Here is a 16,547-nt window from a genome sequence, read left to right as displayed (position 1 = left end):
GCGCCTGCCGTTACAAGCCCAGCGGTTAACAATCAAACCCAGTCAATCGCTGAGCTTACTTTGGTTACGAGCATCTGCTGCTTTATCGCGGTTGCTCGTAGGTCAAATTCATCCCCTTGCTCCAAGGATACTGCTTCATTGCATTGCTTAGCATAACGCCAAACCTCTAGAGCAAACGACTCGTGCCATAAATCCAGCCGGTACTGTTCAATGTCTTTTAACAGCTGCTCAAACATTGGATAGGCAAGATCAGCGCGTTCACTGCGCATCAATAAACGCGCTTGATATAATTTTTGCTTCGCAAAATCGAACTTGTCTTGCGCAAACCCTTCCATTAGCAGCAGTGCTTGCGAAAGCTTATTTTGATCAACAAGCGCCTGCGCTTCTTTAAATTTATCTAACCAAATCTTCTGATTGCCATCAGTGCTTACACCTTCACCTTGGTTTAGTAATTTATGTTCGCCAATTCGCTCGCGATTTGCTGCTGAGCAAAACTCACTTCCGTCTTCATATTTAAGGCTGAGCAGTGTTGGGTATTGATCAGCGATTGCGGCAAGTTCTAAATCTATCCACTGTGCTTCTTTAAATAACTTGAGCCCTTTAAGTGCAGCGATGGCTAGCCTTTGTAAATTAAGGTTAAAATGCATCGCCCCTTCCATGAATAAGGCTTCTGCCTTTTCTAACGCCTGAGCAAAATTTTGTGCGGCTAATGCGTTTTCAATAGGCACAAATGCCGCTTGCCTTGGGGCTGGTAAGCGCGTTTTCAACTCATTATCGTGCGGTGGTAATGCAAGCGCCCCCCACCTCACTGCACGTGCCAAGCGAATCGCTCGCATCCAATTTTGGCTTTCTTTGTCATACGCCAATAGTTTGCGAACTTGCTCTGTATAAGCCGAGTCTGACTGCGGTGCTTCCACGGCAATAGCGAGTGTAGAAACTGGCTTTGAAGCAACAGCCGTAGGCTGTGAAGTCGCCGCTACAGCTTGCTGTACTTGAGGCTGCTCAGCTGTGACCACCTCATGCTTCTCGACAGCCTCTTGTACCGTCGCAACAGCTTGTACAGGAACTGGTTGCGAAATCAAACCTTGCTCACACCAGTGTTTTAAATCAGCAAGCGGACCTGAATCTGCATCAAGTATTGCCACGGATTCTGTTGCATACTGTTCAAGTACGCGCTTTAACTCTGGCCACTGCTCCGGCATTGTCGCACTGTGCGCTGTGGCAACACCAAGTAAACGCTGTTGTTGTTGTAAGAACCAAGTATGAACCGATGCTCTCGCACGTTCTTTCACTGGGTGGATCTGCGCCTGATACTGTTGCAAAAGCTGATTAAACAAATCTAACGAGTGGGTCAAACCTTCGAGCCCAAACTCATTGGTAGCGGCCAACGCTAGATACGACGCAATGCGAATATCTTTGGTCTGCTTTTCTAATAGCTCTGATGCCAAAATAAAGTTAGCTTTGAAGTCTGGCTCAGCAACACCTGACGAAGAGGCTTTTAGTAATTTAAATGACTCTTCGTATTTTAAATCGTCACCGCATGGCATGCCGCCTAGAGGCGCTAATAAATTTTCACGCCACTGCTGCCAGCTCTGATACTTATGTGGTTGACTCATAACTTACTCCAACTTCTTAGCGCATCGAAAACACTCATATTTGATGCTTTTGCCAATTCATACATATGCGGTGTCACCGGATGTTGTGGCAAAGTCCCTGTTAGATTAATGGTCGTCGACAAGCTATTATGCTCAAGCCAAACTGACGCAAAATACGAGGCCGGCATAGGTCTGCAATACACCACCAGCGAGGCTTTCTGGCTCAATTGACCATAGTTATAAAAACACCAAGGCTGCCAGTGATGATCGGCCACCATATTGGTGATTAGATGCAGCCAAAATGCACCTAACAACTGGGTATCTTCACCCACTTGTGGCATCGGTAACTTCAACCCGAACTGACAACGCAAACAGCCTTGGGTTTTGATCATTTTGAGCGCCGACATCACTTGGCTGATTAATTGTGCTCGCTGGTCAAGATCTTCTAGTTCAAGCGCATCCCATATACGCTGTATCGGTGAAGCTCGTAGTGAAGACATTGCCTTATCAAAATCAATCGGTTGCGAAACCAGCTCACTTACCTGCTTAAGCTCCTGTGCGCTATGGCGCATTTGCTCAACACTACTGCAGTTTCTGATCAGCTCATGGTTTAGACCTAATGATTTAAACGCACTACCACATTCGCTAAATAAAAATGCAGGGTTTTGTTTGTAGTCCGCATTACTCGATAATACAAACGAGCAAAATGGGTATTGTCTTCCACTTTTATCTTCGCTTGGCTGTAATGTGCCTAATAAACAGTTTTCGTCTTGACCTGAGGCTATAAAAAATAGCGTTGACTGCTCTTTTTGAGAAGCTGCATCTTTTATCAACGCCTGTCGGCTCATGTCTGCGTAACCTTCTTGAAGCCAGCGTTCAAGCGCTATCGCTTCTCTTGAGTCAACGTTAAACTTAATGAAGTCCGCTTGAATTGGGTTTTTACCCATAAATCCAAATGGTTGAGTCGTTGGCACCTTGGCGACTTTCTTATTATTAAAAAAACCGAACATGCTTGTGCTACCTCAACGCCAAGTTTTCATTGGAAGCTACACTTACTTTGGTATCAAACAAAGACTCAGGCAGCGCAAATGACGTCATAAAATATTTGCTGAATATGCCACTGTTTCTGCTCGACTTAAGTGCAACTTGAACTTGGATTGGTTCAACACTAGCCTCTGCTTCTCTTTGTAATTGCCATGTTGCCATAAATTCAGTACCACGAACCCACTGTACATTCGCTTCATTCAATACTTTTAGGAATGCCCAAGGCCCTGACTTTTCGATTTCGATTCTGCGGCCTTCACTGTCTAAACCATATACCACTGCTTTTTCAGTACCCGCACGTGCAGGCCAGTTAAAACGACGCCACTCTTCAGGTTCGTTTCTATAACGGTAATTTTGGTCACTAAAGCCGATATAAGTTTCTTTTAATCCCTTTTGTGCCACAGGCATCATTTGGAAGCTAATCCCTACCTCAGAACCGTCTCGAGGAAATAGAGAACGCGTAACCTTTCTCGCCTTAGTTAGCTTGTCTAGTACCCCAGGCTTAAAGCCGATGCCAATACCATTCCACGTTTTCTCTACCCACTCACCACGTTTTAAACGAAGGTAGGGAGATAGATTCTCAGCCATAAATTGCCAGAACACACCTGACTCTTGGTTCAGTAGTTCGCTAATATCTTCAACTGCAGCATCTGGCCCGTCGATATTAAACGGATATTTACCACGGATATTTTCTTTGTATGTTAAGAATACTTGATTAGACCAACGCTCATTAAGCTGTACTTTCGCTTCGTTCATTACCGTTTGTACACTCGCTAAAAGTGGTGCTTTTAGTAGTTTTTCAAGTGCTTGCTTAGTATCTGGGTCAAGCGCTCTTACTTGGCTTTCTACCACCACCCATGCACTTTGCAGCGCATGGTTTTTGCTATCACCGTTTAACAACGTTTGAGTAAATGACATCGCCATATAGTCATCATTGTTACTCGCCGCGATCGTTTTGATGTCTGAATGAAATGCACTCAAAGCACCGAGATATTGCTCTAGGTAATCAGAGCGAGCGTTCTCTTCTCCTTTTGCCGTATAGCGACGAAGATCTGCAAAGCGGCTCGACAGTTCAGGTACACGCTTTCTCGCAGCGGCTTCTATTTTTGCACCTTTAACCTTGTTGTTTTTAGACTTTGCAAGTAATGCATTTGCCTGCTCGGTTAACTTTTCTGTCTCCACCGTTTTGTTGGGCGAATCAATTAGATTCACGTTGTCATCGATTGACGCCATTAAATCGACCAATGGACCTTCTGGTGACGACAGCTGAGCCAGCGTTAAACTTGCCGCATTGCTCGTATTAAATGGACTTATTTCTACCGAATTTAAGAACTCAAACCACACATTGGCATAGTCTCTGAAATACAGCGCACGGATAGATTTGACCAAAGCGCTTGCTTTTGCTTCATCAACAGAACCTTGGCTTTCTGCATTGTCTGTGCCCATCACCCAATCGCCAGAGAATGCTTTGCTCGCAATGACCTTGATGGCATCGTACACCTCGTTTTCCCATGCTTCTTTGGTGTAAACGTATGGAATGCTGATCTTGGACTGCAAAAAGGTTTTGTTGTTTTGCTGCATCATTTGATCAAGCGTTAGTGCGGCTTTTGATACCGTTACTTTTGCTTTGATCTGCTCATATAATGCGGTTGGCTCTGGCGCGCTCATTAAGTCTGAACGAGCCTGACTCACCAAGAAATCATTATTCTGCCAAATCGCAAGCTGCTGCGGTGTAGGTTCAACCGCTAATTGGGCTAAGTAAAAATCAATCAGTCCTGACAGTTGCTCTGTTAATGCTTGTGTGTCTTCGTTTAGTGTTAGCTCTAAGCGGTCCGCCGTGTAGTCTAATAGCTCAGACTTCGCATAGTCTTTGTTTAAACGTTCAAACTCGTTACTCATCATGAGTTGCAGCTTAAGTGCTTGATAATACTTATCACGTAGTTTTGGTTCGATACGTTTAGCAACCTGCTCTTCTGTACTTAGTAGTGCAATCCAGTTTTGGTGGCTTTCAAAAAGCGCTTGTTGCACAAGCTCCGAACTTGGTTCACCAATGAGCGCTTGTACACGTTGACGTAATACCTGCTCTATTGGTTTTATGGTGTTGTCAGCACTGTAAACCCCGAGTAAGAAATACCAAGGCAGCTTTTTCTCATAACCGATTAGCTCTTGATAGTGTGCAAAAAGAGACAAAGTTGAGTTAAATTGCTCGGCCAACGGCTGGTTTTCAACTCGTGTATTAACCACAGCAGTCGTTAACTTATCACTGGTTGTTAAAAGCTGTTGATTGTGGGTATAAGAGTTAACCAACAAGCCCGCAAGAGCAAATACCGACGTCACACACAAGCATACTGCAAAGCCTTTGAGCCATTTTTGTACGCGGCGCTTTTTCCGGTTACCCCGAGTGAGGTCTTGCAATTTAAACAACATATCTTTGAATACTTGGTTGATAAAGAACGCAGAAGTTATGCTTTCTTGGCGATACTCAAACAATACTGATCTAAATGTAGACAGTTTGCTCGTTGCGCTGCGCTCAATAGGTGTACCCTCTTGCGTACCAGAGGTAAAATACACACCAGCAAACCACGGTACTTCCTGGTACGGGTTTTCTTTAAATAATGTGTCAATAAACTCTTCAACTTTGGCAGACGCCGCTTTGAACTGATTGGGAAAATCGTAAATCAGTTGTTTACGTTGGGCGTTACGCTCACGCGTCATTTTAACTAGGCGCTGATCACACAGTCGCTCATATAGACCAGTTAGATGTTTTGAAAAGTTCTCGCTCGCCACCTCACCGGTATTGGTGCCATCTTCCTCAAGTAAATACGCACCCCAGGGTTGCTTACGCTCATCTTCACTTAATTCATTAAAGAAAGGCTCGAAGCCGCTGATCAAATCACATTTGGTAAACACCACGTATACTGGAAAGATGAGTCCAAGTTGGTTAATTAACTCATCAATACGAGCGCGGATCTGTTTAACATGGTCGCGGATCTGTTCGCTGTCTGAAGTCAAGATGTCGGCAACACTAATCGCAACCATCACGCCATTGATTGGCTGCTTAGAGCGGTATTTACGTAACAGCTTTAAGAATGACAACCATTGATCATTATCTGACTCTTCTGTGGTGTAACGACCTGCGGTATCGATCAAAACGGCTTGATCTGAAAACCACCAGTCACAATTACGCGTGCCACCAAAACCTTGGATATGCAGTTGATTAGATTTTGAATAAGGGAAATGCAGCCCAGAGTTTGCAAATAACGTACTTTTACCCGCTGCCGACGGACCAATGATCATATACCAAGGCAATGCATACAACGCAGCATTACCACGATAGCCAGCACCTAAATGAGAAGCTTTTAATGCAGACAGCGCTTCTTCCATTTTGGCTTTAATTTCTTCGACTTCGGCTTCTGTCCCCGCATGATTATTGGCAATTTCTTTCGCTAACTTGTCACCAGAGCGCTTCACCCACAACCATCGAGCTAATAAAGTAAGACAAAACAGACCAAATACCGCACCCATCACCATTAAACGATGATTTTGATCTTCAAGGCCAATAAACCGACCAGCGAACCAAATTAGCGTCAAAATTGCGAATATGCCGACCCAATGAGCCGTCGCACGAGATGACAAAAATCCTAAGACTAGGTGCACTAGTCCACTACGATTCACTCCTGACATGATGTTACCTCGCTTTCCCTGTTTTCTCTAACTGCGTTAGTACTTCAATATGCTTATCAATTTGCACGACTTGCTGGTTAGCACGATTCTCAATGAAATACGTTGAACCAACATACATACTGGCGAGTAAAGCAAGCGTTACCGATAAAATAACCCAATAAGGTAGGTTTCTTCCTACTTTAGTGACCATACTTTCTTGCGGTTTTGCATTATCAGAAAGCTGTAATTTTGCAGGTCCAGCAAGCTCTTCTAATTGCGCTCTAACATCCAACATCAACGCTTTGAGTTGCTCTACCCCTTTGATCTTATAGATCCCTTCGAAACCCAGTTGTAAACAAACAAAATAGACTTCTAATACCGTGCGTTGCTGCGCTGCTGCGCGTCGGATATTTTCAAGCTTTTCAAAAAAAGCTTCTCCCGCACGCATGTTGCCAAATAATTCTAATTGTAAAGGTCGCGCCATCCACTCCATACTGTACGGCTTCTGTGCCGTCATGATTTGCTCGTCGACCAAAGCGGTTAATGCAAATTTGGCTTCCTGCATTTCCGACGCACTGATCCGTGCGTCATAACAGCTCTTTTCATATTCATCAAAAGCATCCATGACTTTACTGCGTAGACCATCAACTCCTTGATGATCTGCCCCGCCTTGGCGAATTGAAGTAAGCACTTCAAGTACCGGAGAAATGCAGGCGACTAGTTCAGATTTATTTTTCGACGCTTCCATGACCTTTACCTACTAACTATTTACTCGCCACTGAAACCACTTCAAGTTTCACGCCTTGAAGGCTAAATGGCACAAAGATTCTTAACGCTAATTCCTGTACAACTTGTTCCCAAGCGGCACCATGTGGTTCAACTTTAAAATACTCATATCCACCTTTAACAGACACTCTATTCGGTGGACGCTGGCAATGTGTTAACTTCACACCACCAAGCGCTGAAGCGATTAATATTTCTAACTGACTTGGCGCTGCCAGCTTAACTTGCTCTGCAAACAACTCGATCCATTGCGTAGATTCGTTTTCATAGAAAGCTGCGATATACAATTCACCGCGAGTCAAAGTACTGCTTTCTATGTCTTTAACCTCAAAGATAGACTGAGAGATTGCACTGAGTACCAGATCAGACGAGCGCGCTGCGCTTATCGAACCAATAAGGGTTTGAATATGAGATTCGATTAAACCAAAGCTGCGCGTTAAGTCTTGATGGTCATAAACTGGTAACTCAAATTTACTCGCTTCTGGTTCGAAATTTATCAGTTGGCAAACCAGTTTATTTAGCGCCATAAACAATGCATCTGGACTAGTTTTGGCTGTGGTATTTAACTGCTTAATTTCAGGAAAAACAGAGCTAAATGTTTGTAATAACAAAAAGTGTTTGAGTTCTGTTGGACCAAAATCTTCCACGATCCCCATACTTGCGCGGTTTGTAAACATCGCGGTGTACTTAGCTTCAACCATATTGACGAGTTTATTTACACGCTCGGCCAAATAGCCATGGGCTTTGATGTTTAGCAGTGGAGGAATATAACTTGAGTCAATTTCGAACTGCCCATGCTCACCACGTATAACTCTTATACAAGGCAATTGCTCTATAAAACTATTACTTGCGCTGAACTCAACCAGCATAAGTTTAGGTTTAGCAACCATCACTTCTGCTTTTCGGTTTGGATCATGTGCATCTTGAAGCTCAACAAAATCACAGTCATAAGCACTAAGTTGCCCGGTTTGCGGGTAACCTTGGATATTACTTACTGAATGATTGTTTGCAAGCGCCACACTAATGATGTATTCGCTTTTGTTATCTTCAAGCTCAAACATAGGTGCTTCGTTGTCAGCAAAAACATGATGTATATGACGACCACTTTTGAAGATTGCCGCAATACTTTGCAATTTGACTACACCTTTGGCCAATGCCGATTCGTCAAATACAATGCGGTCTAAACCATATGCATTATCTCTAAGACTTTGCTGTACACCAGTTAGTTGAGATTGCTGGTATTGATCGAACAGTTGTAAGTGCTGCTGACTGAGCATTAAACCTTCAGCCCAAACAGGTTTGTATACGTTGTTGTGCTGCATTACTTGTCCTCCTCTACTTCAGGTAAGCGAAGCGAGTTACTTGTAATTTCAATATCTAGAGAAGTAGATAAAGGCACAGGCCAATCATTTAAGTCATAAAATGCGCGCCAGTTACCACCCGTTCTATCTCTAAATAGCGCAACAAAAGCCACGTACTTTGCAGATTCAGCTTGTTCAAACTCGATTTTTATACGATCTGAGGGGTTTACGGTGCGTTCTTCCACCGTAACTAAGGTGTTAGCCAGAATTGATTTATCTGACTTCCAAAGCTGTTCAAATGTAGAATTTTTAAACGCTTGAATATCAGTAAGTTGATATACTTTTAATACCACAGGTAGTGGCTCGTTAAACTGGTTTAAATTTATGTTATCAGTAGCAGTTACGTCTAACTTAACGTAAGTAGACATACAACCAGTCAAAAACAAAACCATTATAAATAAAGCATTCCTAGCCATATCCGCCTCAATTATAAGACATCCAAATTAGATTATTGGAAACAATTAATCTTTTTAATTTCCAGTACAATAGTAAAAATACATTTGATTTAACTATTTAACAAGAAATTACAGAACACAAGTATGCAGTTTGTAACTGAATACTAAGTTAACATTCGGAAATCTTCTTAAAAAATATTTAAGCCATTGTTTTTTTGTAGGTTTTACTTTTTATTGGGCATTCAGAGAGGAAGTCATGAAGCTTAGTGAGCAATTCAGTTTGCATTAAGCTTTCTTACAACTTGTTGAGATAGACACTTCCCTGAAAACAAAAACCACACTAAACATCTGGACTTTTGATGTACATTCTCGAACGGCGCATACGATACACAAACGAATTTTCTAGATCAACCTTAATATCAAATTAATATTATCAAGCTATAAAAAACACACTTGCATTCGACTAAATCTATGTAATAACCTCTATTATTATATGAATTTATTTAATAACAGATAATTACATAAAAAAATCATGTTTACACTACATTAACCAAGCTTTGTGGATTGTTGTGGGAGTTTTTAAATCAACTAAGGTTAAATATCATGCACACAAGGATGACCATTTACGACATAAGCCAAAGTACTAAGATCGTTAGTTTTGAACTAAGTACTTGTATAAAGGAAGCTTTTGTTTACCATAGCACTTTAGGGCCATGTCCCTATCTTTCTTACGAACTTTTTACTGGGAATGATGTAACTTTTGAAACAATCAACTCAGATCAAACAAGCACTTTTTTCATGGGTACCCTTTTTAAAATTTTCACGAGGATGGCTTCTGAGCACACTTATTCTTATCAATTCACCTCAAAGCCAAGGACTGAACTACGTAAACAAACAGAGAAAAACCAAGTTTTTGTAAAAACCAATGTACAACCTTTGATCAACTCCCTTATTTTAAAAGCCAACTATTCACAAGAGTATATAAAATGGCGAGTTACTGAAGATTTGCGCACGCTACCGCGGTGCGTAAAGCGCTAAAAAACGACGACCCTTTTTTCAGCGGACTCTTGGCAAAGTACAGCTTAATTTATTGGCTTGAATGCCATGATTTTATTGGATCGAGAGTGATTCCGGAGAGTAATTGAACCGAACACTTTATGAAACGTTTCTTTAAAGCGACAGAAAATGAATAAAATAATTTACTCATCTATTAATAAGGAAATACCATGATCACAATGGAACAGTATTTTATTGGTTTTTTGGTGTCTTTTACCAGTTTCGTCGTTGCTGTATTGATTAGCAAAAAGAGACATAAGTTAGTTCACCTTGGATAAAAGCCATTGTGTTACTAGGGCCTGTTGACCTTTGCTACTTGAAAGATCAACAGGCCCTAACATCTGTGCTTTCGTTTTTTATCTGTATGTCTATACTTTCAGGGCTATTTTCCAATGCAGTTATCATAAGTAAAGCCGCGGGTCAGTCGCTCATATTTATACTGGTCGGTTTTGGGATCTACAAGTTTATAGCACATACTAAAGTTAAAAGTCGCCAGTAAAATCAGAGCAACATTTATCGCTGAACATAACAAGGAGTTGGAATGCGAGAAGAAAACCGACAAGTCCCACAACAATTGGGCCAGTATCTATACCAGCAAATTAAAGAGCCGTGGAGTGAAGCACGGCTCGTATTGGACTACCATGAAGACAATATGCCTAGGTGTTCCGGCTTTTACTATGACACCAGCACACCAAAACAAGCACACGTTATACCAGTAAGTGATGAAATTTCCGTTCTGTTTTTAAGCTTGTTCGAAAATGCAACGTCAAATCAAGAAGAGAACTGGCAAAAGGCCATTTTCTCAGTACAGCGCAGTGGTCAGTTTAGTTTGAACTTTGAAACTGCGGATAATGAAGAGCCATAATCACCAAAAGGGGGGAGTTCCCCCTTATCCCAAGATGAAAGCATACTTCGTTAACGACCATCAACCGAAGATAAGCTCTGCCCTGAATTCATCGTCAAAGCTGGCCCGAACACACTTGCCACGTATAGAATCTTTACGGCCTGTGTGCTGTTTTACCAGATTGCGAACAACCCGTCTGAACAGCGCCATGTTTTCCGCGGAAATAGGCTCACTTATCTGATAGGCATCTTCTTTAAACACCACGTCCAACACCCAATGCTGCTGGTTCTCGATGTGCCAATGGTGGCGGATGGCCTTTTGTAACATCTGTGCATCTGGCTCAACAGAAGTAACATAAAAGTGCGTGTCTATTTTTGTTATCGACTCGGATTTTTTTGTCTTTCAACCGCGACCAGCGAAGTGATCCCAGGCCATTTTTCTTTTATCTCATCAGGCAGGTTGTTGGCCTTCAGAACATAAGTGATGCGTGTTTACTAATGTCCATGACCACCGCTGACTTGTACATCTTCAAGCAAACTACTCTCTTCTGCAAAGGCTGTTTCAAAACATGAAGTGACTGCTTTATAAAGTGTTCTCTGATTTGCTTTAATCTGAACCAGATAGTCAGCCCCTCTTGAAATAAGTGTTGATAGTGTCGCTTTCTGACAATGTAGCGCATCTAGTGTGACGATTGCATCTGAAACATCAAGCACATCTAACAAGGCTCTGACTGCCGGTATCTCATTGGATTTATTGTCGACTGTACGCTGATATGAAGTTAAACCAGACTCGCAATCAAAAGCTGATACCAGGTGTAAGTTGTGTTCATACTTTTTACTTGCACCGCGTAGGGTTTTGCCATCAAACGTAATAATTGGCTTACCAGATTGAGAGCGCTGCTCGTTGACCCAGCTGAACAAGGCCAAAACCAATGAATCAGTCTCCACTGTTTTAAGAATTCGTGCAATGCTATGTCGCGTTGGGATACCGTGTTTAAAGGCTCTGAACTGTCTGAGCCAAGGGAGTTTACTGTGCCCGAACACTTCAATATCTTTCCAGCCCTCACAACCGGATAGAAAAGCCGAGATGATAAGAAAAAACATTCGTAAGATCATGATGTTGATTGATAGAAGAACGCTTATCTTCAACAAGTTCAAGGTGGCTAAATAACGACATAATTAACAAGTAGATAGTGACAATGTAGGCGTTATTAGATCAGAAAGAGGCGGGGGTTAAAGCCTTTTTACAAAGTACGATCCCACCGTGATGAGCAAACTGAGATCAGTCGGGGGGTTGATTTTATTGCCAGTGGAAATTATAAGCTTAGAGAGAGTACGCTTACGCTTAAGGTTGGTGCAACCGACAATGCAAAGTTAGAAAAGTTTAGCTTTGTTGCTAGTGACGATCCTAACTATACGTTTATGGGAGAGTGGTATATAAATAACAAAACCAAAGTATATGCCCAATACTATGGTAAAGATTATTACTATGCGTTTAGTTGTGACTTAAGGCTCAGTCAATAGCAGACATGACCAACGCATCTTATGCGTTGGTCATTAAAAAATGTAAATTTATACGTTTAAAGTGAAGCTATACTTTGGTTAATTGCTTCTAGAGCTGCCGCTGGGTTTTCAGCTTTAGTGATCGGACGCCCTATCACTAGATAATCACTACCCGCTTTCACTGCTTTTTCAGGTGTCATAATACGTTTTTGATCGCCAGCATCAGCACCTGCTGGTCGAATACCTGGTGTCACAAGCTTAAACTCTTCACCGAGTTGAGCTTTTAAAAGTTCGGCTTCTTGTGCAGAACAAACCACACCATCTAGGCCTGATTCTTTTGCTAATTTTGCTAGATATAGCACTTGCTCTTGAGGTGTCTTTTCAATTCCAAGCTTTAATAACTGTCCTTGATCCATACTCGTTAGCACGGTCACAGCAATAAGTAACGGCGCTTTATCCCCATAAGCTACCAACGCTTCTTTTGCTTTTGACATCATTTCGTGACCGCCACTGGCATGAACATTTACCATCCACACACCAAGCTCAGCTGCAGCAGTTACTGCTTTTGCGACTGTGTTTGGAATATCATGAAATTTCAGGTCTAAGAATACATCAAAATTCATATCTACCAGTTTTTTTACAAACTGAGGGCCAAAATAGGTAAACATCTCTTTACCTACTTTCAATCGGCATTCGTCAGGTGAAAGCTGAGAAACAAATGATAATGCAGCTTCTTCATTATCATAATCAAGCGCAATCAAAACCTTTTTTAAATCTTGTGTCGACATAGTTACCCTATTTGGCCAAATTAAAAACTTAAAAACCGTCTAACCCACGGCTTGGAGCAAGTGACTCCCAATGTTTGCAGGAGGGACATAACCAATACATCGTATGACTTGTAAACCCACAATGACCACATTGATAGTTTGGCTTAGTTGCAATATAAGACTTCACCAATTTATCTATTTCTTGTAGTACGTGATCTATTTTAGCATCTTTGCCGCTAATGAGTTGCAGCAAATAACTAAAGCCCCTAATTGATGGTTCACGCTTTAAACTATCAGTTAGAAACTCTATTGCCTCAGAAATATGACCTTTTTGGACCAACCCTTGGCAAAACTTAATTCTGATCAGCACGCCTCCTTTTTCTAATAACTCTGAGACTAGCTCAAAGAATTGATCGTGAATATTTAATTTAACATAACAGGATTCGAGCTCTTCAATTACTAGTGGTGCCATAAATACAAATTGGCTCACGAGCTTTCGCCAATAATATATACACTTCACGTAATCATCATGTTTGTATGCATCTTTGCCCATTTCGTACAAGGGTCTTACTGTTTCATGCGCGAGCGCTGTCGCTTTTTCGAATAGGCTTGGATTCTTTTCTTGATTTGCAGCTTCACAATAGAAGTTTGCAATAGTGGCGCAATGGGACGACTTTTTGAAAAGCTCAGGATGCGCTTCATACATATGAACGCCTTTTCGCCAATCTCTAGTTTGAGAGTATAGGTTTAAAATTGGATCGAGTGCATCCTTAAACCCAAGCTTTACAAGAATGACTAAGTGTTCTTCAGCACTATCCAACAGACCAGCTAAGATGTAATCTTGAGCTAGCTCTAGACGACAGGACTTCACCACTTCTTCATCTAGATTAGGTTGTTTAAGTAATAGCTCATGAATTTTTATCGCTCTATCTAACTCTCCCCGCTTTCTAAAAAGCGATGCGAGTGTTAAATAATGATCAACGGAGTCTGCTGAGACTTCAAGTAATTTGGTGAGGTGTTCAAGACCCTGATCTTCTTCCCTATCTAGTAGGAATTTTAGGCCTTTACTGTATTCAGAAGTAATTTGTCTACTTTGCTCTAGGGCTTGATTCTTTGCACTATTTTTACCCATAACATAACCGTAAGCGGCGGCTACAGGTAGTAATAAAAACAGCAGCTCGATCATAACTAGCGTTCGGCTGCTTGACTAAGCTTACTATTACTTTTTTTTAGGCGATGATTTTGCCATTTAAGCTTAGATAAAACCGACGCAGTTACAAGTAAACCGATAATTATCCCAAGAGCTAAGCAAATACTCATTAAGGTTGCGAGTGGTAACTCTGCACTTGCAATTACAAAATTGACATTAACAACTTGTGGATTTTGTGTTCCAACTAAAAATGCAATCAGTATGGCAACAACAGCTAATCCCTTTTTCAATACTGCAACCAAGTTTAGCTCCGTTAGACTTAATTATTTAAGCTTTCGTTTACTCTATCGCGCAGCTCTTTGCCTGGCTTAAAGTGTGGTACGTATTTACCATCCAATTCTACAGTTTCGCCCGTCTTAGGATTACGACCAGTGCGAGGTGAACGGAAGTGAAGCGAGAAACTACCAAAACCACGGATTTCGATACGTTCCGAGTCTGATAATGAGCCAGCCATTTGTTCAAGGATTTCTTTTACCGCATTCTCTACATCTTTAACAGGAACGTGAGCGTGCTGCAGTGCAAGTTGTTCTATCAATTCAGACTTTGTCATAATGTTTCCTTTAGTGTAAAAGGAAGGGCTAAGCGCCCTTCCTAGTTTAAAGACTGATTAATTAGTCTTTTTGAGCATTTTTGAAAGCTGCAGCCATTGCGTTTTCGAACGCTGGCTCATCTTTCTTAAGCTTCTCTAGTACTTCTTTTTCTTCAGCTTCGTAGATAGCTTTAACCGATAGGCTGATAGTACGGTTCTTACGATCAACACCTACAAATTTAGCTTCGATTTCGTCGCCTTCAGAAACAGCAGCAGTCGCGTCTTCAACACGCTCTTGCGCGATGTCAGCTACACGGATGTAACCTTCAACGCCTTCGATTAGCTCAACAGTTGCGCCTTTAGCATCAACTTCAGTCACTTTACCTTTAACAATAGCACCTTTTTTGTTGGCGTCTAGGTAGTTAGTGAATGGATCAGCGTCGATTTGCTTAACGCCTAGAGAGATACGCTCACGCTCTGGGTCAACTTGTAGAACGATAGCTGTGATTTCGTCACCTTTCTTGTACTCACGTACAGCTTCTTCGCCTGGAGTGTTCCAAGAGATGTCAGATAGGTGTACAAGACCGTCGATACCGCCGTCAAGACCGATGAAGATACCAAAGTCAGTGATAGACTTGATCTTACCAGAAACTTGGTCGCCTTTGTTGTTAAGACGAGCAAATTCTTGCCAAGGGTTAGCTTTACACTGCTTAAGACCTAGAGAAATACGACGACGCTCTTCGTCGATTTCAAGAACCATAACTTCAACAGTATCACCTAGTGAAACTACTTTTGAAGGGTGAATGTTCTTGTTAGTCCAATCCATTTCTGAAACGTGTACTAGACCTTCAACGCCTTCTTCGATTTCAACGAAACAGCCGTAGTCAGTTAGGTTAGTTACACGACCAGTAAGCTTAGCACCTTCTGGGTAACGACCAGCGATAGCAGCCCATGGATCTTCGCCAAGTTGCTTAAGACCTAGAGAAACACGAGTCTTCTCTTTGTCGAACTTAAGTACTTTAACGTTGATTTCGTCACCTACGTTCACGATCTCTGAAGGGTGCTTAACACGCTTCCAAGCCATGTCAGTGATGTGTAGAAGACCGTCAACACCACCTAAGTCTACGAATGCACCGTAGTCTGTAAGATTCTTAACGATACCCTTAACTTCTTGACCTTCAACAAGGTTTTGAAGAAGCTCTTCACGCTCTTGTGAGTTCTCAGATTCGATAACAGCACGACGTGAAACAACAACGTTGTTGCGCTTCTGGTCTAGCTTGATAACTTTGAACTCTAGCTCTTTACCTTCAAGGTGAGCTGTGTCGCGAACTGGACGTACATCAACAAGTGAACCAGGTAGGAATGCACGGATTGAATCAACTTCAACTGTGAAACCGCCTTTAACTTTACCGTTGATCATACCAACAACAGTTTCGTGCTCTTCACATGCTTTCTCTAGACGGATCCAAGCTTCGTGACGCTTCACTTTCTCACGAGAAAGGATAGTCTCACCGAAACCGTCTTCGATAGCGTCAAGTGCTACATCTACTTCGTCGCCAACAGCAACTTCTAGTTCACCAGCAGCATTTTTGAATTGCTCTGCAGGGATTGCACTTTCAGATTTAAGGCCAGCGTCAACAAGAACAACGTTGTTCTCGATAGCGATTACTGTACCTTTAACGATTGAGCCTTGCTCAACTTCAAAACCCTGTAGGCTTTCTTCAAATAACTGCGCAAAATTTTCTGACATACTAAATACGTCTCTATAAAGTTAAATTACCAATTAGCAACCATGCTG

The 16,547-nt window shown here is 41.9% G+C and carries 14 protein-coding genes; 1 reads left to right on the top strand and 13 read right to left on the bottom strand.

Going from position 1 to position 16,547, the window contains the following annotated elements:
• Positions 1 to 32 precede the first annotated feature (32 nt).
• Genes PPIS_RS05030 through tssJ form a run of 6 tightly spaced genes read right to left on the bottom strand, consistent with a single transcriptional unit; the run spans position 33 to position 8,838 of the window.
• Positions 33 to 1,616 (bottom strand): TssA family type VI secretion system protein, encoded by a 1,584-nt coding sequence (locus PPIS_RS05030; protein WP_010377052.1) that lies wholly within the window; start codon positions 1,614 to 1,616, stop codon positions 33 to 35.
• Positions 1,613 to 2,605: a type VI secretion system-associated protein TagF gene (gene tagF, locus PPIS_RS05025; RefSeq protein ID WP_010377050.1), complete on the bottom strand. Its 993-nt coding sequence runs from the start codon at positions 2,603 to 2,605 to the stop codon at positions 1,613 to 1,615. Before tagF ends, PPIS_RS05030 begins: the two co-directional genes overlap by 4 nt.
• A gap of 7 nt (positions 2,606 to 2,612) precedes the next feature.
• Positions 2,613 to 6,323: a type VI secretion system membrane subunit TssM gene (gene tssM, locus PPIS_RS05020; RefSeq protein WP_010377049.1), complete on the bottom strand. Its 3,711-nt coding sequence runs from the start codon at positions 6,321 to 6,323 to the stop codon at positions 2,613 to 2,615.
• A gap of 4 nt (positions 6,324 to 6,327) precedes the next feature.
• Positions 6,328 to 7,050, bottom strand: coding sequence for a type IVB secretion system protein IcmH/DotU (gene icmH / locus PPIS_RS05015; RefSeq protein WP_010377048.1), 723 nt, complete (start codon positions 7,048 to 7,050; stop codon positions 6,328 to 6,330).
• 16 nt (positions 7,051 to 7,066) lie between these two features.
• Positions 7,067 to 8,407 (bottom strand): type VI secretion system baseplate subunit TssK, encoded by a 1,341-nt coding sequence (tssK, locus tag PPIS_RS05010; protein ID WP_010377047.1) that lies wholly within the window; start codon positions 8,405 to 8,407, stop codon positions 7,067 to 7,069.
• Complete coding sequence (gene tssJ, locus PPIS_RS05005) at positions 8,407 to 8,838, bottom strand: type VI secretion system lipoprotein TssJ (RefSeq protein ID WP_010377046.1); 432 nt, start codon at positions 8,836 to 8,838, stop codon at positions 8,407 to 8,409. The genes tssK and tssJ overlap by 1 nt, the downstream gene beginning before the upstream one ends.
• Before the next feature lie 1,600 nt (positions 8,839 to 10,438).
• Between tssJ and PPIS_RS04990 the strand changes: the two genes are divergently transcribed.
• Entirely contained in the window at positions 10,439 to 10,762 is a 324-nt protein-coding gene (locus PPIS_RS04990; RefSeq protein WP_010377043.1) for a hypothetical protein, read from the top strand.
• 60 nt (positions 10,763 to 10,822) lie between these two features.
• On the opposite strand, the gene PPIS_RS25690 is transcribed toward PPIS_RS04990, so the two are convergent.
• From PPIS_RS25690 to rpsA, 7 genes are all read right to left on the bottom strand, one after another.
• Entirely contained in the window at positions 10,823 to 11,122 is a 300-nt protein-coding gene (locus PPIS_RS25690; RefSeq protein WP_321527296.1) for an ISAs1 family transposase, read from the bottom strand.
• Between the two features lie 113 nt (positions 11,123 to 11,235).
• On the bottom strand, positions 11,236 to 11,844 hold the full coding sequence (locus PPIS_RS25685) for an ISAs1 family transposase (protein WP_010377040.1): 609 nt from the start codon (positions 11,842 to 11,844) through the stop codon (positions 11,236 to 11,238).
• 476 nt (positions 11,845 to 12,320) lie between these two features.
• Entirely contained in the window at positions 12,321 to 13,031 is a 711-nt protein-coding gene (gene pyrF, locus PPIS_RS04980) for an orotidine-5'-phosphate decarboxylase (RefSeq protein ID WP_010377038.1), read from the bottom strand.
• Between the two features lie 28 nt (positions 13,032 to 13,059).
• Positions 13,060 to 14,196 (bottom strand): lipopolysaccharide assembly protein LapB, encoded by a 1,137-nt coding sequence (locus PPIS_RS04975; protein WP_010377036.1) that lies wholly within the window; start codon positions 14,194 to 14,196, stop codon positions 13,060 to 13,062.
• A 2-nt stretch (positions 14,197 to 14,198) separates the two neighbouring features.
• Complete coding sequence (locus tag PPIS_RS04970; protein ID WP_010377035.1) at positions 14,199 to 14,462, bottom strand: lipopolysaccharide assembly protein LapA domain-containing protein; 264 nt, start codon at positions 14,460 to 14,462, stop codon at positions 14,199 to 14,201.
• Positions 14,463 to 14,479: 17 nt separating this feature from the next.
• Positions 14,480 to 14,770, bottom strand: coding sequence for an integration host factor subunit beta (ihfB, locus tag PPIS_RS04965; RefSeq protein ID WP_010377033.1), 291 nt, complete (start codon positions 14,768 to 14,770; stop codon positions 14,480 to 14,482).
• A gap of 61 nt (positions 14,771 to 14,831) precedes the next feature.
• Complete coding sequence (rpsA, locus tag PPIS_RS04960) at positions 14,832 to 16,499, bottom strand: 30S ribosomal protein S1 (RefSeq protein ID WP_010377031.1); 1,668 nt, start codon at positions 16,497 to 16,499, stop codon at positions 14,832 to 14,834.
• Positions 16,500 to 16,547: the final 48 nt, after the last annotated feature.

The sequence above is a fragment of the Pseudoalteromonas piscicida genome (assembly GCF_000238315.3).
GTDB lineage: Bacteria > Pseudomonadota > Gammaproteobacteria > Enterobacterales > Alteromonadaceae > Pseudoalteromonas > Pseudoalteromonas piscicida.
The sequence above is the reverse complement of the archived record's forward strand: the minus strand, read 5'-3'. Positions and strand labels throughout refer to the sequence as shown.

Bases quoted from the DNA above. Each gene is read 5' to 3' on its own strand.
- rpsA (WP_010377031.1), bottom strand. From the start codon at position 16,499: ATGTCAGAAAATTTTGCGCAGTTATTTGAAGAAAGCCTACAGGGTTTT.
- PPIS_RS04990 (WP_010377043.1), top strand. From the start codon at position 10,439: ATGCGAGAAGAAAACCGACAAGTCCCACAACAATTGGGCCAGTATCTA.
- tssM (WP_010377049.1), bottom strand. From the start codon at position 6,323: ATGTCAGGAGTGAATCGTAGTGGACTAGTGCACCTAGTCTTAGGATTT.
- tssJ (WP_010377046.1), bottom strand. From the start codon at position 8,838: ATGGTTTTGTTTTTGACTGGTTGTATGTCTACTTACGTTAAGTTAGAC.
- ihfB (WP_010377033.1), bottom strand. From the start codon at position 14,770: ATGACAAAGTCTGAATTGATAGAACAACTTGCACTGCAGCACGCTCAC.
- icmH (WP_010377048.1), bottom strand. From the start codon at position 7,050: ATGGAAGCGTCGAAAAATAAATCTGAACTAGTCGCCTGCATTTCTCCG.
- PPIS_RS05030 (WP_010377052.1), bottom strand. From the start codon at position 1,616: ATGAGTCAACCACATAAGTATCAGAGCTGGCAGCAGTGGCGTGAAAAT.
- PPIS_RS04975 (WP_010377036.1), bottom strand. From the start codon at position 14,196: ATGATCGAGCTGCTGTTTTTATTACTACCTGTAGCCGCCGCTTACGGT.
- tssK (WP_010377047.1), bottom strand. From the start codon at position 8,407: ATGCAGCACAACAACGTATACAAACCTGTTTGGGCTGAAGGTTTAATG.
- PPIS_RS25685 (WP_010377040.1), bottom strand. From the start codon at position 11,844: ATGTTTTTTCTTATCATCTCGGCTTTTCTATCCGGTTGTGAGGGCTGG.
- tagF (WP_010377050.1), bottom strand. From the start codon at position 2,605: ATGTTCGGTTTTTTTAATAATAAGAAAGTCGCCAAGGTGCCAACGACT.
- pyrF (WP_010377038.1), bottom strand. From the start codon at position 13,031: ATGTCGACACAAGATTTAAAAAAGGTTTTGATTGCGCTTGATTATGAT.